19 protein-coding genes and 2 pseudogenes are annotated in these 22415 nt (G+C 35.6%); 14 read left to right on the plus strand and 7 right to left on the minus strand.

Annotated features, from left to right (window positions below):
* Window positions 1-1063: 1063 nt before the first annotated feature.
* A complete protein-coding gene (locus tag IGJ50_RS12925) occupies window positions 1064-1741 on the minus strand; it encodes an ImmA/IrrE family metallo-endopeptidase (RefSeq protein ID WP_069638680.1) in 678 nt (225 codons plus the stop codon).
* Between the two features lie 4 nt (window positions 1742-1745).
* Window positions 1746-2123, minus strand: coding sequence for a helix-turn-helix domain-containing protein (locus IGJ50_RS12930; RefSeq protein ID WP_069638679.1), 378 nt, complete (start codon window positions 2121-2123; stop codon window positions 1746-1748).
* Window positions 2124-2432: 309 nt separating this feature from the next.
* On the opposite strand from IGJ50_RS12930, the gene IGJ50_RS12935 reads away from it, so the two are divergent.
* The 3 genes from IGJ50_RS12935 (at window position 2433) to IGJ50_RS12945 (ending at window position 3637) form a co-directional block, all read left to right on the plus strand.
* Window positions 2433-2564 carry a hypothetical protein gene (locus tag IGJ50_RS12935; RefSeq protein ID WP_277990878.1) on the plus strand — a complete coding sequence of 44 codons (132 nt, stop codon included), beginning with the start codon at window positions 2433-2435 and terminating at the stop codon, window positions 2562-2564.
* A gap of 92 nt (window positions 2565-2656) precedes the next feature.
* Complete coding sequence (locus tag IGJ50_RS12940) at window positions 2657-3076, plus strand: ArpU family phage packaging/lysis transcriptional regulator (protein WP_083244269.1); 420 nt, start codon at window positions 2657-2659, stop codon at window positions 3074-3076.
* 177 nt (window positions 3077-3253) lie between these two features.
* Window positions 3254-3637: a phage holin family protein gene (locus tag IGJ50_RS12945; RefSeq protein ID WP_069638830.1), complete on the plus strand. Its 384-nt coding sequence runs from the start codon at window positions 3254-3256 to the stop codon at window positions 3635-3637.
* Between the two features lie 70 nt (window positions 3638-3707).
* Here IGJ50_RS12945 and IGJ50_RS12950 read toward each other — a convergent pair.
* A pseudogene (locus IGJ50_RS12950) lies at window positions 3708-5127 on the minus strand (IS3 family transposase).
* Between the two features lie 133 nt (window positions 5128-5260).
* The gene (locus IGJ50_RS12955) at window positions 5261-6703 is read right to left on the minus strand and encodes an MFS transporter (protein WP_429950776.1); all 1443 of its coding nucleotides are present in this window, start codon (window positions 6701-6703) and stop codon (window positions 5261-5263) included.
* Window positions 6704-7187: 484 nt separating this feature from the next.
* On the opposite strand from IGJ50_RS12955, the gene IGJ50_RS12960 reads away from it, so the two are divergent.
* The 6 genes from IGJ50_RS12960 (at window position 7188) to IGJ50_RS12985 (ending at window position 13125) form a co-directional block, all read left to right on the plus strand.
* Entirely contained in the window at window positions 7188-8510 is a 1323-nt protein-coding gene (locus tag IGJ50_RS12960; RefSeq protein WP_069638678.1) for a DRTGG domain-containing protein, read from the plus strand.
* A gap of 11 nt (window positions 8511-8521) precedes the next feature.
* The gene (locus tag IGJ50_RS12965; protein WP_429950778.1) at window positions 8522-9472 is read left to right on the plus strand and encodes a DHH family phosphoesterase; all 951 of its coding nucleotides are present in this window, start codon (window positions 8522-8524) and stop codon (window positions 9470-9472) included.
* Window positions 9473-9675: 203 nt separating this feature from the next.
* The gene (locus IGJ50_RS12970; RefSeq protein WP_429950780.1) at window positions 9676-10518 is read left to right on the plus strand and encodes a histidine phosphatase family protein; all 843 of its coding nucleotides are present in this window, start codon (window positions 9676-9678) and stop codon (window positions 10516-10518) included.
* A gap of 117 nt (window positions 10519-10635) precedes the next feature.
* On the plus strand, window positions 10636-10980 hold the full coding sequence (locus tag IGJ50_RS12975) for a zinc ribbon domain-containing protein YjdM (RefSeq protein ID WP_207120765.1): 345 nt from the start codon (window positions 10636-10638) through the stop codon (window positions 10978-10980).
* A gap of 352 nt (window positions 10981-11332) precedes the next feature.
* Window positions 11333-12628 (plus strand): serine hydrolase domain-containing protein, encoded by a 1296-nt coding sequence (locus IGJ50_RS12980; protein WP_429950782.1) that lies wholly within the window; start codon window positions 11333-11335, stop codon window positions 12626-12628.
* Between the two features lie 44 nt (window positions 12629-12672).
* On the plus strand, window positions 12673-13125 hold the full coding sequence (locus IGJ50_RS12985) for a hypothetical protein (protein WP_429950784.1): 453 nt from the start codon (window positions 12673-12675) through the stop codon (window positions 13123-13125).
* 253 nt (window positions 13126-13378) lie between these two features.
* Here IGJ50_RS12985 and IGJ50_RS12990 read toward each other — a convergent pair.
* Window positions 13379-13793 (minus strand): annotated as a pseudogene (locus IGJ50_RS12990) (cytidine deaminase family protein).
* A gap of 134 nt (window positions 13794-13927) precedes the next feature.
* Entirely contained in the window at window positions 13928-14251 is a 324-nt protein-coding gene (locus IGJ50_RS12995; protein ID WP_429950785.1) for a hypothetical protein, read from the minus strand.
* A 184-nt stretch (window positions 14252-14435) separates the two neighbouring features.
* On the opposite strand from IGJ50_RS12995, the gene IGJ50_RS13000 reads away from it, so the two are divergent.
* On the plus strand, window positions 14436-15611 hold the full coding sequence (locus IGJ50_RS13000) for a VanZ family protein (RefSeq protein ID WP_429950786.1): 1176 nt from the start codon (window positions 14436-14438) through the stop codon (window positions 15609-15611).
* Window positions 15612-15677: 66 nt separating this feature from the next.
* Window positions 15678-17030 carry a DEAD/DEAH box helicase gene (locus tag IGJ50_RS13005; RefSeq protein ID WP_069638663.1) on the plus strand — a complete coding sequence of 451 codons (1353 nt, stop codon included), beginning with the start codon at window positions 15678-15680 and terminating at the stop codon, window positions 17028-17030.
* A 28-nt stretch (window positions 17031-17058) separates the two neighbouring features.
* Here the strand turns inward: IGJ50_RS13005 and IGJ50_RS13010 are convergent, their stop codons facing one another.
* Complete coding sequence (locus IGJ50_RS13010; protein ID WP_207120775.1) at window positions 17059-17493, minus strand: GNAT family N-acetyltransferase; 435 nt, start codon at window positions 17491-17493, stop codon at window positions 17059-17061.
* Between the two features lie 127 nt (window positions 17494-17620).
* Here IGJ50_RS13010 and IGJ50_RS13015 point away from each other — a divergent pair, with 127 nt between their 5' ends.
* From IGJ50_RS13015 to alaS, 3 genes are all read left to right on the plus strand, one after another.
* Entirely contained in the window at window positions 17621-18727 is a 1107-nt protein-coding gene (locus tag IGJ50_RS13015; RefSeq protein WP_069638661.1) for a DUF7278 family profilin-like fold-containing protein, read from the plus strand.
* A 194-nt stretch (window positions 18728-18921) separates the two neighbouring features.
* Window positions 18922-19635, plus strand: coding sequence for a shikimate kinase (locus IGJ50_RS13020; RefSeq protein WP_204638586.1), 714 nt, complete (start codon window positions 18922-18924; stop codon window positions 19633-19635).
* A 63-nt stretch (window positions 19636-19698) separates the two neighbouring features.
* On the plus strand, window positions 19699-22341 hold the full coding sequence (gene alaS, locus IGJ50_RS13025) for an alanine--tRNA ligase (RefSeq protein WP_429950788.1): 2643 nt from the start codon (window positions 19699-19701) through the stop codon (window positions 22339-22341).
* Window positions 22342-22415 lie beyond the last annotated feature (74 nt).

Consider the following 22415-nt stretch of genomic DNA (forward strand, 5'->3'; position numbering starts at 1 on the left):
TCATAGCAGGCTTTTTCACCTTCCATTTTTAGTGTTGCACTTAAATTATACATTCTAGCAGAATGAGCGACTTAACCTATTGATTATAAAAATAACCACAGAATTTTCCGCACTCTGCGGTTAATTGGATGTTAGTTGAAGTAAATAGTAATGTTAAAATCTTAATTTGACGGCATTTTACATCGTTATAAAGAGCAAGGAAATAACTACCAAGAGTAAATAACAACCTTCATTTCAACTACAGACGACGGTCGTAGTGTGTTTTTACGTTTAGATATTATGAATTGATAGGATGGCTTTTGTGTGTTTAATAGTGGGGGAATTTATCTTTTATAGAAGAAGGGAATTCTTATAGCAACTATATTGTCTTATATAGGGTGATAATATATTTTTAACGAATCAACCTGAGATTAACGTAGGTTTAATAAAATAGAGATTAGAATCTAGTTAATATTTTTATTTTTGGATAGGTAAATAAGTTGGAACAGCTCCTAATTATTACGAAATCTATGGAGTGTTCCAACTTAAAGTGTTAGTTTGTCGTTTTGAAACGTTTCTAACAATTAAAAATCATTTTAATTATATTAAGGTGATCAGCGCAGTATCAATTGCTTTCATTCTTAATGCTTTACCAATTGTTTGGACATTTTGTAACCAGCCTGTCCATTTTTGCCTTGGATATAAGTTCTATACATCACTCTATACCAACCGAAGCTCTGCATTTGTACGTTACCATATAAATTGCCATAGAGTCCTCTTTGCAAACCTGATAGTTCCTCATGCTTATAGTACTTTGGAATCGCATTCATTAATTCCTGTTGTTCTGTGGAAGTTCTACTAATAGTTTGGATAGGCGATTCCTCTGCTTTACTTTCATCTGAAAAAAAAGCACACAAAATAATCCAACAAACAATCTGTATAAACAGTGGGAGCAGAAGCAATCCCGAGAAATAAGTAGGAATTCACGAAAATTGCTCTTCAAATTTTTGTGAATTTCAGCTTATTTCTCGGGATTTAACACTCTTGTCCCAAGCTCTTTTTATTCAATAAAACTCATAATAGATCACAATGCCTCAATAAAACGATTTGTCCTAAATAACCGTGCTTCTAAATTAGTTCCAAGTTCAATAGCAGCATGTTGGCCTTTACCGCTAAACTTATACCGAATAGCATCTGCATTTGTTTTAGCAGCAACATAAGACACACCAAAATTTGCCTGCATTGTATGGATCAAACGAACATACAGAGCGCTTTCTGATATGCCGAAACGATTGGAAAGTTGAGATAAGTTCCAACCTTCTTTTAAAAAACGAAAGAAAACAACATCCGGCACAAGAATCGCAGAAGCCCCAATATTGGCTTGAAATTCATGAAGCACTTCATTATAGGAATAATGTAAACTGCGAGCTGTGTCAGTAAAAATCGTCTCATTATCAGTCATATGGAATAAATAGTGAGTGATTTCATGACTGATAGTAAAGTTCTTTCTTTTCTCACTCATGTTTTGATTATAACCAATCGTTGTCTCTAAGGAGTCTTTAACAATCATACCGGAAATACGATCTCTTGCTACACCATCGAATGGAAAACTACGCATTGAAACGCCCTTAGATTTTACGAAATCCCAAAGATATGAACAGTCATAATTTTCATAACCGATATTATGTGCGACCATTATCGCTGAGATATAATCGTTTATTTTATCTGAAAAACTAAGATATTCATCAATTTGCTCTGTCATCCAATCACGCCTTGTCGTCTTGTTTTAATTCCCGTTCTCGTTCGATCTCAGATCTTCTAAAACGAAGAAAACGATCGACTTCATCTTTCAATTCATCCACTTCATTTTCAGATAAACCATCAGTGTTCATCCGAAACATGATTTGTGAAGAAAGATTTTCTTCTTGAGGGGGTTCTTTAATAGAAGGAACCTCAGATCTTCCTAATAAATAATCTGTAGAGACATCAAAGTAATCAGCTACTTTTTGGATATTTTCTATTTTAGGAGATGAAGTGTCCCAACGACGAATCTGTCCATTTGAAATCCCAGTATTTCGTTCGATTTCTGCAAAAGTAACCTTTTTCTTGTCTGCAAGTTCTTTTATTCTGTAAGTTAAACTCATGTTTTTCAACCTTTCATAAGCTCAAATGAAAAAGATATTAGCTTTTAAGCTATTTTTAGTTGACAATTAGCTTTTAAGCTATTAAAATGTTCTTATAAGCTAATTTATCAGTGAATAGTTAGCGAAGCCTTTTTAGTAGTCCTTTTCAGAAAGAAGAAAGTGACAAACGTAGAAGAGCGCTTATTTAACTATACTTATATAATAGCGTAAATGCTAATTCTGGTCAATTGTTTTCTCATGTATTAGCTAATTTACTAAATAAGGAAATAGAATCGCTGCACATTTTTTTAAGGGAGGTAGGAAAAAGGGATGAAACGCAAACAAAAAAGCAAACTGCTTACTTATTATTTGAATCTAGCGGAGTTGGGAGATCAACAAGCTGCTAAAAAGGCGGAATTACTTGCTAAGACAATTTTTCAAGAAAAGAAAAAAACGAAATAATTCATTAGAAACAAAGCATTCGTATAGCTAAGAAGGAACTTTTGAAAATTTGTAAGTAGTTGACTATTGAGAGAAAAGGAGAGGATAAAATAATGCTATTATTTCCCGAGATTGATCGAAAAAAAACTAGAAAAACGGTTCATGACCTATTAAAAACATATCGTTCTTTAGTCAGAATCGCTGGTGAAAAACATTCACCTAAAGTAACGGCTGCCTATACCTTTGAAATGAACGGCAGTGAAGTAGAGTTCTCCCATAAAACAGAACAGATGATGGATCGAAAGTATTTAGCTGAAACAGAATTAATGAAGATCATAAATGCTATGAATCAACTAGATTCTTATGATCGGCAACTTTTATATGACAAATATATGGATCGGAATTTTACAACAAATATTGCGATCTATATGAAGCATCATATGAGCGAAAGTAAGTTTTATCGAGAATTGGACAAAGCCTTGATTCGATTTGGGGAGTCTTATGAAAGTGGACAACTATTGATAGAAAAGTGACATTTTTATGGGAGAAGAACGCAAGTTTTACGAATAAATTATCGGCTAAACTAAAGTTGTACCGTTAGTTGAAATAGTGTTCAATCGAAAATGAAAAGAGACAGTTAGAAGAAACTATCGGAGGAAGTTACAACGCAACATCAGGTAAAAAATAGTGAAAAGGTGGTAATTATGAAGATGTTTGAGTATCTCGATCGATTTTTAGTAGATGCAGATCACAAAGCCATTTACGTTTTGACATTGATTTGTATTGCAATGATCATTGATTTTTTAAGTGGTAGCTTAGCGGCTAAAATCAATCCCAAAATTAACTTTTTAAGCAAAGTAGGAATCAACGGTATCTTACGAAAAGTAGCTAGTATGGTACTATTGATGTTTTTTATTCCCTTGGCGCCATTGATTCCAGGAGGAGCAGGTGTTGGACTGATTTATGTTTTATACGTAGGGTATCTACTAATGGAACTAAAATCGATTCTTGAGAATTATAAAAAAATGGGCATTGGTACGGAGTTATTTGAAGAATTTATCAAGAATATCAAAAGTGGCAAAGAAGATGAGTAAGCGATGTAGTGACCCCAAAAAGTTAGACTTTTTTCGGAGTAGAGAAATCTACTCCGTTTTTTATTCGTTATTAAGCTGCTTTACTTTCGGCTATTCGAAACTGTACAGGACTTTTCCAGTTCAGTTTCTTTTTCATTCGTTCGTTGTTGTAATAATAGATATAGTTATCAATTGCCATTTTTAGTTCTTCAAAACCAGAATAGGTTTTCCCGTGATAAATTTCTTGTTTTAAAAGACTAAAGAAGTTCTCCATGATTGAGTTATCTAGACAATTGCCTTTTCGAGACATACTTTGAAAAATGTTCTGTTTCTTCAGTTTATAGCTGTAAGCTTTCATTTGATACGCCCAACCTTGATCTGAGTGAAAGGTGCGACGATAAGGACAATCATTCGTCAGTCTGATTGCTTCTTCTAATCCTTCCATTATTGCCAGTGCATTTGGTTTTTCTGAGATACGATAAGAAAGAATTTCACTATTATACATATCCATAAAAGGATCTAAGTATAACTTTCTTTGACGAATGATTCCTTTGGGATCACAATCAAAATACTTTAATTCTGTTGTATCTGTCGTTATTTTTTGATGACAAACACTCGTGTAAAAGCGACGTTGGATTCGGTTCTTGGCAATCGTTCCAACTTTTCCACGATACGAGCTATAGCGACGGGATTTCCGTGTATAAGAGCGGACTTCAATCCTTAGCTTTCGAATTAAGCGTTGAACTTTCTTTTTATTCACGTGGAATCCTCGGCTCCTTAGTTCGTTCGTCATTCGTAAACAGCCGTAATCTTTATGCTTTTGACGAATATGAAGCATCTCTGTTTCAATTTCCTGATTTGGATTTTTTCGGTCAAATCGTTTTTGCCAATACATAAAGGTTGATTTAGAAAAATTCAATGCTTCAAGAAGCTCAACTAATTTGAACTGTCCTCGGAGGCTTGCGATGATTCGCGCGATTGATTCACTCGTCGTTGTTGAGCTTCCTGTTTTCGCAGCTTCCTCAGTTCTTTTAAAAAGGCATTTTCAATTTGAAGAGTACGAACCTGCTTTTCTAATTCTTTGATGCGATTCTGTTCTTCTAGCGTTTCTTTCATTAAATGCTTCTTTGTCTGTTCTTCTTTTTTTTGCACGGTAGATAGACGCCCTTTCTCTTTTGAGAGCCCATCGATTCCTTCTTTTCGGAATTTTCGCATCCAGTTGGCAATAAGAGTTGGATTATTCATTTCAAGAATATTGGCAACTTCACGATAGGAGAGCTCACTTGTTTGATATAACTCTATCGCATTTAGCTTGAATTGAACAGAATAATTCTGATTTTGACGTTTTCGTAAAGACCTTCTTCACCAAATTCTTGATAAGCATTGATCCACCTATGGACTTGTTCCGCCGCTTTAACCCCATGCTTATTTGCTAAAGCTTGTATTCCTCCTTTCCCTACCAGATATTCTTGAACAATTTTTAGTTTAAGTTCAAAGCTATATTTAGACATAAAAATACCGACCTCCAAAAAATTAGATTTTTGGTCTAACTTTTTGGGGTCGGTTCACGAAAGTAAGCTGTTTTTTTAGCTAAGTAAAAAATGAAACTGAGCCAGTAGATTCTGTACTCAGTTTCATTTTTTATTAAGTATTATTTTTTTCAGCTTTTAATGCGCGGAATAACGTCAGCGCTAAAGCTGTTAAGCATAAAATAAAGGAACCAAAGAATGTGATTCTCATCCCTGCAATAAAGATGTCGGGACGCTCGCTTATATAGGTGGTCACACGTTGTCCGTAAAAAACACTCATCGCGTTATATAAAATTGTCGTAGCCAAAGCAATCCCTAACACCATTCCTAAATTCCGAGCAAAAGAGTTCATACTCCCTGCAACTCCTAAATTTTCCTTGGAAACACTGCTCATGACAGTTGTATTGTTAGGAGATTGAAACAGTGCATTGCCTAGTCCCATAATACCAGTTGCTAAAATATAGTACCAAAGAGGGGTTCCTTGGTTTAAAAACATATACATCAAAGATGTAATCGATAATAAAATCAGTCCAGAAAAAGTTAACAGCTTAGTCCCAATTTTATCTGTTAAAAATCCACTGACTGGTGACCCGACAACCATCAACAAAGGAAAGACCATCATCAATAAGCCCGCTTTGCTCGCCGGTAATCCCCGAGCGTTTTGTAAATAAAAAGGGATCACAACATTGACAAAAAAGTTAGATGAAAAAATCAACACTGCGGTGAGCAAACTCATCGTAAAAACGTTGTTTTTAAAAATTGAAAAAGTGATCAATGGCATACTGACACGTTTTTCCACTAAGATAAAAATGATAAAAGAAAGTAGTGCAAAACCAAATAATAGTATAGATAAAGTCGCGTTAAAGCCGATCTCTTGACCGATAAAAATACTACCAAAGAACGTCATAATAAAGATAGCGAATAAGCTAAAACCAAGTAAGTCCACTTTTTTTCCACTTTTGGTAATATCTTTTGGCAAGAATTTCTCACCTATCAAAATAGTGAGGATGCCAATAGGAACGTTGATCCAAAAAATATAAGGCCAAGAAAATTGTGAAAGAATCAAGCCGCCGATGCCAGGTCCGGCAATGGAACCTAAAGAGACAAAAGCACCAATTGAGCCTAACGCTCGCCCTCGTTCTTTAAAAGGAAAGACTTCGGTAATAATACCAGAATTTGTGGCCATCGTCATACTTGAACCAATCCCTTGAACGATACGTGCAAACAATAAAAAACTCAATGATTTATTGAAGCCGCATAGTAATGAACCAATCGTAAAAATGATTGTACCGATTCGATACACTTTGATTTTCCCCAAACTATCTCCGATTTTTCCAAAAAGCAATAAACAGGAACAGACGACCATCAAATAAATCGAAACGATCCATTCGGATTGATTCATCGGAACATTCATGTCCTTTGAAATTGTCGGTAAAGCTATATTAACAATGCTGGCATCTAAGGTAGACATAAACGTAAACATAGCGACCGAGACTAAAATCCACCAGCGATTTTTTTGTACTTTAGCATTTTCTTGAAAACTATTCACGGTTTCCATCCACTCATCTCCTTAAAAAAATGTAAATAATCCGCTATTATCATACTCCTTTTTTTAAAAAAATGTCAGTAAAATGAGAAAAAACTAGTCGGAAATACTATCTTTATATTTGGAATATAGCACTGGCTTAATCCAATTTAAAAAAAGATCATTTCCTATAAGAAAAAGTTGCTTCGTTTATTTTTAACTTCTGTTACAATAGAAGAAGAATAACTGTACTAAAATAACTAATTTTTTGTTATACTTTTTAAGTGAAGTCAATCAACAAGAATGCTAAAGCTGTCTTAGTAATGATTTTCAATGAATTAAAACAGAATGGCGCTACAGAAACGCATTACGTTTTTTAAATATCTAGTTGCTCGGGTTAGAGACGATACTCTAAAAGTCTTAGAAAAAAAGAAAAAGTCTATATGTTGAAAATAGAAAGCATGACAATCGATTTTTCCTACAGAGCCCATTACGCTTTTAAAACAAGGAGGATATTATGGCTACGAAACATGATCAAATATTAAAATACATTGAAGGATTACCGATTGGGGACCGTATCTCAGTTCGAAGCATTGCAAAAAATCTTGGTGTGAGTGAAGGAACAGCGTATCGGGCAATTAAAGATGCTGAAAATATCGGCTTAGTGTCAACGATTCAGCGCGTTGGAACAATTCGAATCGAGCGCAAATTAAAAAAACATATTGAAAAACTAACCTTTGGGGAAGTCGTTCGTATTATTGAAGGTGACATATTGGGTGGCTCAGCTGGATTAGATAAAGTTCTCAATAAGTTTGTGATTGGTGCGATGACTGAAAAAGCGATGACGCGTTACATAACACCAGGTTCATTAATGATTGTAGGGAATCGTCAAGGCGTACAAAAATTAGCACTAGAAAATGGTGCAGCAGTCTTAATCACGGGTGGTTTTGAAACAGAAAGCGAAATAGCTGATTTAGCTGATGAACTGGAAATGCCGGTTTTAAGAACAACATACGATACATTTACGGTCGCAACCATGATCAATCGGGCATTGAGTGATCAATTGATCAAAAAGGATATCATGTTGGTTAGCGATATTTATACGACCTTGGAAAAAACCAATTATCTATTTTCAACGAATACAATTACTGATTACCAAAAACTTTCTGAAAAGACGCATCATTCACGTTTTCCAGTAGTGAATAAGAACTTGCGTTTAGTTGGGATCGTCACGGCCAAAGATGTTTTAGGGAAAAGTGAAACCTTAACGATGGATAAAGTGATGACAAAAGATCCAATTGTTGTCAAAAAAATGATGAGTGTGGCTAGCGTCAGCCATCAAATGATTTGGGATGGTTTAGAAGTGATGCCGGTGGTCGAAGATGATTTATCTTTAGTTGGTTTTGTATCTAGACAAGATGTAATGAAGGCAATGCAACTGGTTCAACGTCAGCCACAGATTGCAGATACAATTTCTGACCAAATCTCAGGTGAAGTGATGCCAATAGAAGAGAATGGTAAAGCAGATGGCTCACAATTTAAGTTTTCGGTTACGCCGCAAATGGTCAATAGCGTAGGAACCATTTCTTTTGGTGTATTAAGTGAGATTATCGCCAATGTGACCCAACGTACGATGATCACCAATCAAAGAAGAAATGTACTGATTGAGCAAATGAGTTTGCATTACTTGCGTTTGATTCAATTGGAAAGTGAATTAGATATCCGGCCAAGAGTTTTAGAAATCGGTCGTCGCTCGGCCAAACTAGATATTGAAATTTATTTGGAAAATGCGTTGGTTGCCAAAGCAATCGTCGTTTGCCAAGTAATGGAACGGACTTAGGAGGAAATAACATGGACGTCGTAAAAGACATTTTAGAAAAAATCAAAGCCTACCAAACAATCATCATTCATCGCCATCAACGACCAGATCCAGATGCAATTGGATCACAAGTTGGACTGGCAGAAATTTTGAGAGCAAGTTTTCCTGACAAGCAAGTATATCAAGCTGGAGGACCTGTTGAAGGGTTAGAGTTTTTAGCAGAGATGGATGATGTATCGGATGAAATGTATCAAAATGCGTTAGTTATTGTCACGGATACTGCGAATTCACCTAGAATCAGTGATAATCGTTACCAATTAGGTGCTGAATTGATTAAAATTGATCATCATCCTAACGATGATCCCTATGGAGATTTAGTCTGGGTCAATCCAAAAGCAAGTAGCTGTAGTGAAATCATAGCTGATTTTTATCATCTTTATCAAGAGGAATTGAGCATGAATAATAATGCAGCTCGTTTGCTGTATGCTGGAATTATTGGTGACACGGGTAGATTTTTATACCCGTCAACCACGCCTCATACTTTAGAGATAGCAGCCAAACTGATGACATATGAATTTAACGCAGCTGAACTGAATCGTGAATTAGAACAAATCCCAATGAGTGTTGCCAAATTAGCTGGATATGTATATCAAAATATTGAAGTAGATGAGCATGGCGCTGCTATGGTGATGTTGCCGCAATCTTTACTTACTGAATATGGCATCGTAGATTCAGAAACAGCTGCGATCGTTTCTTTACCTGGAGTGATCGACGAGGTTTTAGCATGGGGGATTTTTGTAGAGCAACCAGAAGGGTATTATCGTGTTCGTTTACGTTCAAAAGGACCAGTGATCAATGAGTTAGCAAAAAAACATCATGGGGGCGGACATCCTCTGGCTAGTGGTGCTAATGCTAAAAATCAAACAGAAGTCGATGAAATCTACAATGAAATTCAACTGTTATGCAAAGAATATAAAAAATAACAACTGAAAGCATTTACATTTAGAATGACATCCGTTATACTAAAATCAGTTAAATAGTGGATAGTGATTGTCTTAGACAAGCTAAACCTGATTATACCAACTAGTTTTATTTGGTATAGTTAGGTTTTTTCTTTTTTCTGTTAATCAAATGATCCCAATATTATTTAACTAAAAATAAGGAATAGTGTGGAGGAGAAAGTGTTATGAAATTGAAAAAGATAGTTGTTGGTGTAGCAATGTTATCGATGTCTTTAATTGGGTGCAGCAATAATGCCGCCAATGAAGAAAAGAAAGCTGACACAAAAGAAAAGGATAATTCAGAAGTAGTGATCTACCTTGCTCGTCATGGTAAAACGATGTTGAATACTGTCGACCGTTCTCAAGGATGGATCGATGCACCGCTGACACCAGCTGGCGTTGAAGTAGCTGAACAATTAGGTAAAGGGCTGTCGGATGTTAAATTTGATAAAGTAGTGACGAGTGACAGTGGCAGAGCAATTGAAACGGCTGAATTAGTCTTGAAAAATAATGGACAAGAAAAGTTAACAAAGGAAATGACAAAAGACAAACGTTTAAGAGAGTATAATTTTGGCACCTATGAAGGCCTGATGAATGAAGAGATGCTGACAGCAGTAGCAAAAGAACAAGGCAAGACCTATGAAGAATATAATGAATGGATGAAAGAAGTTGGTTTCTATAAAGGAATCATTGAATTTGCTGATGTATTATCTGACTTAGATAAGAAAAATGTTGAAGAAGGCGTCAACTGGCCAGCAGAAGATAGTAAAACAATCGTCGCTCGTTTAACAGCTGGATTAGATGATATTGTGAAGGATGCTGAAAAAGAAGGTGCAAATAATGTCTTGGTCGTGTCTCACGGAATGAGTATTATTACCTTGTTAGGTGAATTAGATGCAAATGCAGACCTACCAGATGGCGGATTGAAAAATGCGAGTGTCTCAAAAGTAACGTATAAAGATGGGAAATACACAATCGATAGCGTAAATGATCTTTCTTATGTAGAACAAGGGAAAGAAAGTAAATAGCGCTGACTTACCTTACTATTTGTAAATATAATAATTCTTTTCTTTCGTTTAGAAGTAGGATAAAATGAAGTGATAACACTTTAAAAGAGAACGATAATGAAGGAGAGTTTAAGCTAAATGGAAAATTTACCAAGTTGCCCTGAATGTGGCTCAACATACACTTACGAGGATCGCGGCATGATGATTTGTCCTGAGTGCGGACACGAATGGTCACCAACAGATGCTACAGAGGACACAACGGCTGTCATCAAAGATTCAAATGGCAATGTGTTAGCGGATGGTGATAACGTGACAGTTATCAAAGACTTAAAAGTCAAAGGGGCAAGTGGTGCGATCAAACAAGGAACCAAGGTTAAAGGCATTCGTTTAGTGGTTGATGCGGCAGATGGACATAATATCGATTGTAAAGTCGATGGGTTTGGTCCGATGAAGTTAAAATCTGAGTTTGTGAAAAAGAATTAAAAGATACGCGAAGTTAATGCAAGTTGCTCATTTTTATAAAGTGTCGGAATTATATTTCTGGCACTTTTTTTAGATGGTAGTATGTTCGTCAGACGTTTTGTTGAATGAAGTGAAGATAATTTACTAACATTCTTTTTTATTTTATGTCTGAACAAAACCTTGAAGTGCTAGTAGATAAACGAAAGAAGCAAAAAGAATCTCCCTTTAAAAATTACTGCCAAAGCGTTATAAAGATAAAGAGACAGGAGCCTCTCATAAGGTTTCTTTTTTTCTAAACATATTAAATTTCTTTAAATGATAAAGATTTTTTTGAAACAACCTATCAAAAAAGAACGAAATGGAGGGGACAAAATTGAGCCATGAACACTTTCATGCATTTATTGACTATTATGAAAAAAACAATTATTTACAAGGAAATCTATTAATTTGGCATAAGGGTAACATTATACATAATAGCAGCTATGGATCAGCAAATATAGAAATGAATGTACCTCATGATGATAGAAAACGCTTTAAGATTGCTTCTTTAACAAAAGCTTTTACCGCAATGCTAGTGTTTTGTTTACATGATAAAGGTTTATTAAATATCTATGACTCAGTAAAGAAATATCTTCCTCTTTTGGAAAAGTATAAATCGGTTACACTATATCATTGCCTAACTTGTTCCTCTGGAATTCCAGATTTTGCAAGTAAGTCTGATTATTGGGATAAAAACATGAGGATACCACAAGATATAAGTAATGTTATTGAAGAAATTTATCAAGATGAGTTGAATTTTACTCCTGGTACTGCTTATGAGTATTCTTCAACAGGGTATTTAATTATCACAAAAATTATTGAGAGCGTAACAAAATTAAGTTATGATGAGGCACTTAAAAAATATATTTTAATTCCTTTAGAGTTGAAGGATACAGGTTGTATGAATAATGTTGATGTTGTGCCTAATCTGGTTGACAGTTATGGATTTTGGGTTGAGGACATTCAAGCTGCAAAAACAGATATGTCGTTTCCAACAGGAGCGGCAGGTATGTATTCCACAACCAATGACCTGTCGAAATGGGGAAGAGCTATTATTGACAAACGGTTAATCCCAGAAGCGCTCTATCAAATTTATGAGACTGCTTATAAAGCAAGCTATGCATGTGGCTGGGACGTGACGACCATTGAACAAAAGGAAGTTATACAACATCAAGGGGACTTAGATGGTTTTGCTACAAGTATCAAAATTTGTCGTGAAGAAGAGATAGTAGTCGTTTTTCTTTCTAATCAAGAAATTATCCCAGTCACGAATATTACTAAAAGAGCTGTGGCACATCTATTAGGCCATCCTTTTTTAATAACACCCTTAAAAAAAGTAAGTATTTCAAAAGAAATTTTATTAAAACTAACGAATAGCTATCACTACTACGATTCTACACATTCGATTCATAAAGAATTAGAAGTTGCTTTGGAAGGTGAACAGTTATTTTTATACTGCTTTAAACGATATGATATTCAGTATAAATTTAGGCTAAATTCTTTTTTGGATGAAGATGAAAATGTTGTCTTAAAAGCGGAAAAAATCGATGAAAGAATCATTTTTCTGCCAAATGAGAATCCAACATATATCACGTTCAATGATGAAAAATTTAGTTTAGAACAATTGTAGCGAGACAAAAAATTCCCCAAAAAATGATCAGAAAGGGTGATAGAATGAAAAAATGTAGATATATATTCATGATTGTAGGAGTTATCTTACTATCAGGCTGTACTAAAAGAGAGGAAATCAAAGAAATTTCGTATACAACTTCGGGCTTTGGGATTATATTGAAGGCAATTACAGTCAATACAGAGGAACGGACTAAAAAAATATTTATAAATGATGATTATACTAAAGGAGGAGCGCCAAGAGAAATGAGTGAGATTCCAGAGAAGGAGTTTGACGTTTATGATATCAACGATGTTGAAACGTTGATGAAAGAAATGAATAAAGCAAATATTCTTCATTGGAAAGATAGATATGATAATAAGAATATCATGGATGGCGAGCAATGGTCGTTAACGGTTACATACAAAGAAGGGAAGACGAAGTCGATTTACGGCAGTAATGATAAGCCTAGGAAGTTAGATGAATTGATCCGTGTATTGTTTGATACAGAAAAGTAATGTGCCTCAATTTATGAAAAAGGATACCAAATTACAAATAATGGGTAATTTACTATCTGTCCTTAATACTGTAGGATAATAAAAAATAGAGAAAATCTAACCATAAACTGATTCATTTCTATGCTAGAATAAATTCGTAAAGAGGATATGCGCTAATCTATCCTTTTCGACAGAGCCGTTTAAGACAGTAACCAGATTAGATTATTTTTTCTATTTGGAATCGACTATTTTCAATAATGGTCTAAACAGTTATCTATTCATACCTCATCCAACCCCACCAATTTGGAACGAGTTCTTCAAGCGTAATCGTTTCTCGTTTCTGATAATCAACCATGATTTCTGTCTCTTTATTCTTCGGAGAAAACTGTAGCAATAATTCTCTACAAGCGCCACAGGGCATTCCACCCAGTCCTTCAGGTGCTTCACTGCGAAAGGTGATGATACGTTTTATAACAGTTTGATCACTATTTATAAACATATTCAATACGGCGATCCGCTCAGCACATAAATCCAGCACGCCACTGCAACTTTCAATACAAAAACCAGTGTAAATTTCACCGTTTTCACTTTCTAAAGCACTGACTACATGGTGCGTATAAATAAATGGTGTGACTTCTGTGGGATAATATTTTTTTCGCTTTTTCATACAAGGGTTCCCAGATATCCATAAATTTACCTCCGTTGCTTAGTAATAGTCTTAATTATAGCAAGGGGTTACTATAACAGACAGTGAAGGTTTATAATAAAAAATGCTGAAATGAAGATATATCTTCATTCCAGCCACATACTCTCTATCTATTCTTTAATTGGATTCTTCCCGAAAAGACTTCACTCTCTTTACCCCTCTCCAAAGGTTGAGAATTGCCAACACTGCACCTAAAATAAGTGGAATCCATAGTATTTCTGGCGCATAGCCTAATTTTTCTAGTTGTGCAGTAGCATGACTCTCTTCCAAAGTCCATAGCCCCTGTAATACTTGAAAACTAAAAGTCATCATAAATGTAGCAATCAATAAAAGGACGAAACCGATATAATGAAGACTGCTTTTTCTTCGAATAAGCGCAAATACGATATATAAAAAGAGTAGAAAAATGGGAACGCCAAAAGCAAAGTATGGATTTAACATAATAAAACCTCCGTATTTAAAAGTTGCTGCGTGATTATTAGGGAATTTGGTTGTTGAAGCGCTACAATTCAATCATACTGCAATTTTTCTGATTTGCAAAATATATTTTTTGCTAAAGGAGTGGCTATCTTAAATGACAAAGTGCTTATTTTTTACTAAACTAAAGTAGAAGGGGGAGTGTTTTATGTCAGCTTATGCTGCACCAATCAAAACAGCCTTGATTGTATTTCCATTTTTAGCTTTTGCCATTTCATTTATTCTTGTTATTCGTGAATATCGGAAATACGGTACTTTTTTATTTAGACGGGCGCTTATTTTATATTCATTTATTTTCTATTTACTCTGTGCGTATTTTTTGGTTATTTTACCATTGCCGCCTCGAGCTGAGGTAGCGCAATATACGAGCCAAGTTTTAGAATTGCGGCCATTTTATTTTGTCAGTCGCTTTTTACAAGATACGGTATTGAATAGCCATGATCCAAGTACGTTTATCCCAGCACTTAGACAAAGTGTTGTGTTAGAGCCTGTGTTCAATGTCTTGTTGCTCGTGCCATTTGGGGTCTATTTACGTTATTATTACAAGTTATCATTCAAAAAAGTAGTGCTGGCCAGTTTTCTCTTGTCGTTGTTTTTTGAGTTAACGCAGTTGAGTGGGTTGTATTTTATTTATCCTAGACCTTATCGGTTAGCGGATGTAAATGATTTGATCAATAATACATTTGGTGGGATGGTTGGTTATGCGATCACACCGATGTTGACCTTTTTATTTCCAACAAGAGACGAGTTGGATGAAGCCGCCTATGAAAAAGGGCAGTCTGTTAGTCTATTTCGGCGTTTTGTGGCTTTTTTGATTGATTGGTTTGTGATTTCGATCGTGCAAGCGATCGGGCTGCTTATGCTCAATTTAATCCCAGAATACAGACAATGGTTTATAGGATATCCTGCATTAGAACAACGTCTTTGGTTCTTTATTATGGTCTTTTTAGTCTTTATGGTATTACCAAAGCTTACCAATGGAGAAACACTTGGTAAAAAGGTTGTCCGAATTCAAGTAGTAGAGGAAGGACATGAAAAAATTCGTTTTAGAGCTTTATTTATCCGTTATGGTTATTTGTATGTTGTGTATGGTTTGATCAGTTCTTACATGACTAGTTCAGCTGATTTGCTCAATTCTAGTAATCGGATGTTGCAGCTGGTAAGTTTTATGTTATTTCTATTTTGTTCATTTTTATTATTGCTGTTTATCGTTAATATTATTTACGTATTGGTCAGAAGAAAACGTCGTTTGTTCTATGAAAAAGCAAGTCATACTTATACGGTCAGTACAATAAAAAGAGAGGAAAATACAGAAAATCAATAAGAATTTACCCTTTTTGTGGTATAATGCATGAGGACTTACACAACAAGTTTGAAAGAGGTGAGGTAAATGAGTTCATTTAAACAATTTCAGTTCAACGATTTTATCATGGAAGCACTAGCAGATAAAGGGTTTGAGCAACCAACAGAAGTACAAGAAAAATTGATCCCTGTCATTAAAAAAGGTAAGAGTGTGATTGGTCAATCACAAACCGGAAGCGGTAAGACCCACACCTTTTTATTACCATTGATGAATAAAGTAAATCCTCAATTGGATGAAGTACAAATTCTAATCACGGCCCCTAGCCGAGAGTTAGCGAATCAAATTTATCAAGAAGCAATTCAAATCGCTAAATTCAGTCAACCAGAAATGCGTGTGACAAATTTTGTGGGTGGAACGGACAAACAACGACAAGTTGCGAAGCTGAAAAAACAACAACCCCATGTGGTGATTGGAACGCCTGGACGTATTTTAGATTTGATGAATGAACAAGCGTTAAAAGCACATACGGCATTTGCTTTCGTTGTCGATGAAGCGGACATGACGTTAGATATGGGCTTTTTAGAAGAGGTCGATCAGATTGCTGGGCGTTTACCAGACAAATTACAAATGCTGGTTTTCTCCGCAACGATTCCTGAAAAGTTAAAACCCTTCTTAAAAAAATATATGGAAAACCCTGTTATCGAGCATATTAAACCTAAAAATATCATTTCCGAAACGATTGATAATTGGCTGATTTCTACAAAAGGAAAAGATAAAAATCGTTTGATTTATCAATTATTAACGATTGGTCATCCGTATTTAGTGATTATATTTGCGAATACGAAACAACGTGTGGATGAAATTACTGATTACTTAAAAGATCAAGGCTTGAAAGTCGCAAAAATTCATGGGGATATTTCTCCTAGAGAACGTAAACGTGTGATGCGCCAAGTTCAAGATCTAGAATTTCAATATGTCGTTGCGACGGATTTAGCTGCGCGTGGAATTGACATTGAAGGTGTTTCTCACGTGATCAATGCAGAAGTTCCAAGTGATTTGGATTTCTTTATTCATCGAGTAGGTAGAACTGGGCGTAACGGATTAGACGGAACCGCCATTACGTTGTATTCACCAGCTGATGAAGAAGCAATTTCTGAGGTTGAGGACTTGGGTATCAAGTTCCAACCAAAAGAAATCAAAAATGGCGAGATTATTGATACGTATGATCGTAATCGTCGAACAAAACGTGAAAAGTCTAAAGATGCCTTAGAAGACCCAACATTGATTGGTTTGGTCAAAAAGAAAAAGAAAAAAATCAAACCAGGGTATAAAAAGAAAATTGAATGGGCAATTTCAGCTAGCAATAAGCAAAAGCGTAAAGTTGAACGCCGTCAACAAACTAGAACAGCGAAAAAGTCTAAAAAAAATAGTTATAAATAAAAATCAGCAGCAAGATGAGCAAGTCATCTTAGCTGCTGATTTTTTTGATCATTTCTACACAAACAAGGCCGTCTTCTATGTACTCATCAGAGTTTACTTCGTAGTTCAACGATTGGTAAAAAGATACAGCGGTTTTTTCTGCAGATAAAATACTGAATATAAAGCCTTCTTTCGTAGCTTTATCTTCTAATAGTCGAAGTAATGTTCGACCAATTCCCTTGTTGCGATGCTCTTTTCTTACACAAAAACGGTCTGGTTGAATTGTGTCCCCATCTTTTTTCTGATAACGAATGGTTGCGACTGCTAGTGAGTGGTCATAAACAACAAAATAATTTCGCTCTGGTGTATCTAGTTCATCAAATTCATCTTGTAATGAAATGCCTTGTTCTAAAACAAAAACATCATAACGCAAAGCAAATGCTGCCGCCTGATGCCAGCGTTCACAGCCAAAGTGAGTGTGCATATAAGCCCTCCAGATAATTTTCTTAGTGAAAGATTCATTCAATGGTATACTTAATCATAACAGATAGATTTGATGTCATCTAGCAATACTTGCTAGCTCTGCTTTTAAAATACGAGGAGGGTTTAACTTGGACCTATTTGAACAAATTGAGTGGGCAAATTGGAAGAACTTAAAAGATGCTGAAAAAGAAATACTTTTACACCAACTATTGATGTATTTTGTTCCGCCAACAATAGAAGTTAATACAATTGAATTAGTAAATTTTGAACTATATGGCATTAAATGCCGCACCTTTGAATTGGAATTAAACGGTGAACTATTTGTTTTCATTCCAGGCAATAACGAAGCGATCCTTGGCTGGAATTTAGGGGCAGAAGGCTTAAGAGCACATGAATTGTTAGGGTTTGATGTAGAGCATTTAGCAAAGAATACATTTAAAACAACATTGACGAACGAAGCAATTGATTCTGCCGCTGAGTGGAATGAAGCAGAAATGAGCTATGATTTAACTTCCTTAGAAGGGATTTCTGATTACATAAATGAGCATACGACCGATTTAAGAAAAGTTAAAATTCCTGCTATGTTTGTTCAAAAATACGCATTACCGGCAGGAACAGAATTTTTGGGGATTTTTGATACCGTCACAGGAACGTTTGAAGGAGAAATAGAACAATTTTTCCCCCATGAAAAGCAGATTTGCGAAAAATTATTTCCAAGGCTATCAGCTGCTGAAAGTCTTAGTTGGTCATTTCCAAAAACACTTTTGGAGAAAGACAAATTTTATTTAGAATTTTTACCTGAGTCTGATTATTATTTTGTTTATAGCCATTCAGATTGTACTCATGCGGAATTAAAATTATCGCTTAAACGAGAGGGATTTGGTTTATTATCAGAAGATCAATGGGAATTTGCTGTAGGTGCGGGAACCAGACGCTTATTCCGTTGGGGCAATGAATTGCTCATTCAAGAAAATGAATCCGGCCGCCATATTAAAAGTAAAATGGATGGTGCGAATATGTTCGGTTTAGTGATCGATACGCAAAGGGATCGTTATGAATTGACGTCTAATCCGACCGCTATAAAGTTGACTCAAAAAGGATCGAATCAGAGTAGCTTGATTGAAGAGATGCTGCCGTTATCGACTTATTTTACTTCAGATCATGTTATTTTACCTGAACAAAAATTAGGCCCAACCGACTATTTGTATCGAAAAGCGATTCTAATTGAAAATTAAAATAGAAAGCATTGACTTTTTTTTGTTCTTTCCTTATAATTTGTAGGGAATCTAAAGGATATGATTCGTTTTTTAGTGTTTACAGAAAGTTCTTCAGTGCTGAAAGAAGAATAGCACGGAAATGTAATTGCTCCCTTTACATAAGTTTTGATAGAAATATCAACGAGACTCTGCGTTATGGAGATTAAGAGGTAATGATAAACATCATTGCAATCAAGGTGGTACCGCGAGCATTCGTCCTTGACTGCAATGATGTTTTTGCGCGTTTTATACTAGTTTGGCAGAACAGTATAAAAAGAGACGGCTGGAGCATGAAATCATTATCTAGAGAAAGGAGTAGTTCTTTGAAAGTATTTTTCATTTTTGGTCCTCAGGCTGTTGGGAAAATGACTATTGGAGAAATTATTGCAGATAAATTAAGGCTTCCATTACTTCATAATCATATGACTTTGGAGTTGCTTCAACCCTTATTTGGCTGGACTCCTGCGACTTTCAGTCTTTCAAGAGAATTTCGTGAAGCCATCTTTAGTAAGATTGCAAAAGAGTCAATTGGAAATGGTTTAGTCTTTACTTTTGTTTTGGGGTTTGATTTAAAAGAGGACATTGAAGAATTTAATCAATATAAGGCAATTTTTTCTGATAAAGGAATCGACATTTATTTTATCGAACTAGAAGCTGAACTAGAAGAACGAGTGTACAGAAACAAAACAGAATATCGTTTGAGTAAAAAAGCTTCAAAGCAGAATGTCGCTCATTCGGAAAAAGAACTTTTATTAGCTAATGAACAGCATCGATTGAACTCGTTTCCAGGTGAAATTGATGAAAAATATTATTATCGACTAGATGTTACAAAGCTGACGGCCCAGCAAGCGGCTGATCAAATTTTAGAACAGTTTGAATTAAATTAAAGTAGAATAATGTTTTGTTTTATAAAATACCAATCACTTATTTTAGAAAGTAGGAATCGAACAATGAAACAATTATCAAGTAGTCAAGTTCGTCAAATGTATTTAGACTTTTTCAAATCAAAAGGACATTCTGTGGAGCCAAGTGCGTCTTTAGTGCCTGTCAATGATCCAACCTTATTATGGATCAATTCAGGTGTTGCAACGTTGAAGAAATATTTTGATGGCTCAGTCGTTCCAGAAAATCCAAGAATCACGAATGCGCAAAAATCGATTCGGACCAATGATATTGAAAACGTTGGGAAAACAGCGCGTCACCATACCATGTTTGAAATGTTAGGGAACTTCTCGATCGGTGATTATTTTAAAACAGAAGCGATCCATTGGGCATGGGAATTTTTAACGTCTCCTGAATGGATGGCCTTTGATCCTGAAAAATTATATGTCACAGTTTACCCAAAAGATACGGAAGCAAAACGGATTTGGCATGAAGAAGTTGGGTTATCAATGGATCATATCATTGATATTGAAGATAATTTTTGGGATATCGGTGCGGGGCCTTGTGGTCCAGATTCAGAAATTTTCTATGATCGTGGGGAGTCGTTTAACGATGTTGCAGAAGATGATCCAGAAAATTATCCTGGTGGTGAAAATGAACGTTATTTAGAAATTTGGAACTTAGTATTTTCTGAGTTTAACCACCAAGCAGATGATACTTACGAGCCGTTACCGCATAAAAATATTGATACGGGCATGGGCTTAGAGCGCATGGTTTCCATTGTTCAAAATGCACCGACGAACTTTGAAACAGATTTATTTATGCCGATCATACACGCAGTAGAAAAATTAAGCGGACAAGTAACCTATGGCCAATCACCGCAAACGGATATTTCATTTAAAGTCATTGCTGACCATATCCGTGCCTTATCGTTTGCAATCGGTGATGGAGCGTTACCATCAAATGAAGGTCGTGGCTATGTCTTGCGTCGTTTATTACGTCGTGCGGTTATGCATGGTAAAAAATTAGGAGTTAACGAAGCTTTCTTGTACAAACTAGTTCCGGTAGTTGGCGAAGTAATGGTAAGTTATTATCCAGAAGTACTACAACAAAAAGAATTCATCGAAAAAGTAGTGCGCACAGAAGAAGAACGTTTCCATGAAACAATCAATGAAGGATTAGATATTTTAAATGAGTTAATTGAAAAAGTAAAAGCGACTAGTGAAGATACGTTAAATGGAAAAGATATCTTCAAATTGTACGATACGTATGGTTTCCCTGTGGAATTAACAGAAGAAGTTGCAGAAGATTCAGGCTTGAAAGTAGATCATGCTGGATTTGAAAAAGAAATGGAAGCTCAAAGAGCACGGGCTCGTTCTGCTAGAAGTAAAGCAACATCAATGGGTGTTCAATCGGCTGTTCTAACGGATATTAAAGTTGAGAGTAAATTTGTCGGGTATAGTCATTTAGAAGCGACAAGCAAACTTTTAATTATTTTAAAAGAGGAAGAAATTATTAGCGAGCTTTCAGAAGGGACAGCTCAACTGATCTTTGCTGAAACGCCTTTCTATGCGGAAATGGGAGGACAAGTTGCCGATCACGGAACAATCAAAGATCAAAACGGCACCATTGTAGCTCACGTAGAAAATGTCTTAAAAGCACCAAATGGCCAATTTTTACACACGGTTCAAGTAACAGGAAAATTAACTGAAGGTGCAACGTATGAACTACACGTTGATGAAAAAATGCGTAATCGTATTTTGAAAAATCATACAGCAACACACCTATTGCATCGTGCCTTGAAAGATATTTTAGGGGATCATGCCAATCAAGCTGGTTCATTAGTTGCTCCAGGACATTTACGTTTTGACTTCACTCATTTTGGTCAAGTGACAGCTGAAGAGTTAGTTCAAATGGAAGCAATCGTGAACGAAAAAATTTGGGAGGCAATTCCTGTTGAAACAGTCGAAACAGATATCGACACAGCGAAAAATATGGGTGCTATGGCTTTATTTGGTGAAAAATACGGGAAAGAAGTCCGTGTTGTCAATATAGGTGGCTATTCAATCGAGCTTTGTGGAGGGACACATGTCACAAACACAGAAGATATCGGTATTTTCAAAATCGTTTCTGAATCAGGAATCGGTGCAGGCGTTCGTCGTATCGAAGCTGTTACAAGTAAAGAAGCGTATGAGTTAATGAATGAAGAAGAAAAACAATTAAAAGCCATTGCAGGGATCGTTAAATCACCTCAATTAAAAGAAGTTGTCTCAAAAACAGAACAATTACAACAACAATTACGTGATCTACAAAAAGAAAATGAACAACTTGCTGGAAAATTAGCGAACCAACAAGCAGGAGACATTTTCAAAGATATCAAAGAAATCAATGGCACGACATATATTGCTGCAAAAGTAAATGTTAAAGATATGAATCAATTACGTCAATTAGCGGATCAATGGAAGCAAAAAGAACTTTCTGACGTATTGGTTTTAGCAACAGCACAAGAGGATAAAGTAAGCTTGTTAGCAGCTATATCTAAAGGAGCCAATGAAAAAGGGCTAAAAGCTGGTGATTTAATCAAAACAATTGCACCAAAAATTGGCGGCGGTGGCGGCGGTCGTCCGGATATGGCTCAAGCAGGTGGGAAAAATCCAGATGGGATCAACGATGCCTTAACGGAAGTCGCAAATTGGTTGTCTCAATCATAGAATAAATAGTGAGCATACAGCTAGTTTTGCCTAGTCTTATTAGCTACTAAAAAAAAGTTAGAACCCCAAGTAAA

The organism is Enterococcus sp. AZ101, from assembly GCF_050499005.1.
Lineage (GTDB): Bacteria > Bacillota > Bacilli > Lactobacillales > Enterococcaceae > Enterococcus_L > Enterococcus_L ureilyticus.

Coding starts and splice junctions, on each gene's coding strand:
- IGJ50_RS13010 (WP_207120775.1), bottom strand. CDS start 17,493: ATGCACACTCACTTTGGCTGTGAACGCTGGCATCAGGCGGCAGCATTT.
- IGJ50_RS12955 (WP_429950776.1), bottom strand. CDS start 6,703: ATGGAAACCGTGAATAGTTTTCAAGAAAATGCTAAAGTACAAAAAAAT.
- IGJ50_RS12925 (WP_069638680.1), bottom strand. CDS start 1,741: ATGACAGAGCAAATTGATGAATATCTTAGTTTTTCAGATAAAATAAAC.
- IGJ50_RS12945 (WP_069638830.1), top strand. CDS start 3,254: ATGTTTGAGTATCTCGATCGATTTTTAGTAGATGCAGATCACAAAGCC.
- IGJ50_RS12995 (WP_429950785.1), bottom strand. CDS start 14,251: ATGTTAAATCCATACTTTGCTTTTGGCGTTCCCATTTTTCTACTCTTT.
- IGJ50_RS12975 (WP_207120765.1), top strand. CDS start 10,636: ATGGAAAATTTACCAAGTTGCCCTGAATGTGGCTCAACATACACTTAC.
- IGJ50_RS12935 (WP_277990878.1), top strand. CDS start 2,433: ATGAAACGCAAACAAAAAAGCAAACTGCTTACTTATTATTTGAATCTA.
- IGJ50_RS13000 (WP_429950786.1), top strand. CDS start 14,436: ATGTCAGCTTATGCTGCACCAATCAAAACAGCCTTGATTGTATTTCCA.
- IGJ50_RS12965 (WP_429950778.1), top strand. CDS start 8,522: ATGGACGTCGTAAAAGACATTTTAGAAAAAATCAAAGCCTACCAAACA.
- IGJ50_RS12985 (WP_429950784.1), top strand. CDS start 12,673: ATGAAAAAATGTAGATATATATTCATGATTGTAGGAGTTATCTTACTA.
- IGJ50_RS13020 (WP_204638586.1), top strand. CDS start 18,922: ATGATAAACATCATTGCAATCAAGGTGGTACCGCGAGCATTCGTCCTT.
- IGJ50_RS12960 (WP_069638678.1), top strand. CDS start 7,188: ATGGCTACGAAACATGATCAAATATTAAAATACATTGAAGGATTACCG.
- IGJ50_RS12970 (WP_429950780.1), top strand. CDS start 9,676: ATGAAATTGAAAAAGATAGTTGTTGGTGTAGCAATGTTATCGATGTCT.
- alaS (WP_429950788.1), top strand. CDS start 19,699: ATGAAACAATTATCAAGTAGTCAAGTTCGTCAAATGTATTTAGACTTT.
- IGJ50_RS13005 (WP_069638663.1), top strand. CDS start 15,678: ATGAGTTCATTTAAACAATTTCAGTTCAACGATTTTATCATGGAAGCA.
- IGJ50_RS12930 (WP_069638679.1), bottom strand. CDS start 2,123: ATGAGTTTAACTTACAGAATAAAAGAACTTGCAGACAAGAAAAAGGTT.
- IGJ50_RS12940 (WP_083244269.1), top strand. CDS start 2,657: ATGCTATTATTTCCCGAGATTGATCGAAAAAAAACTAGAAAAACGGTT.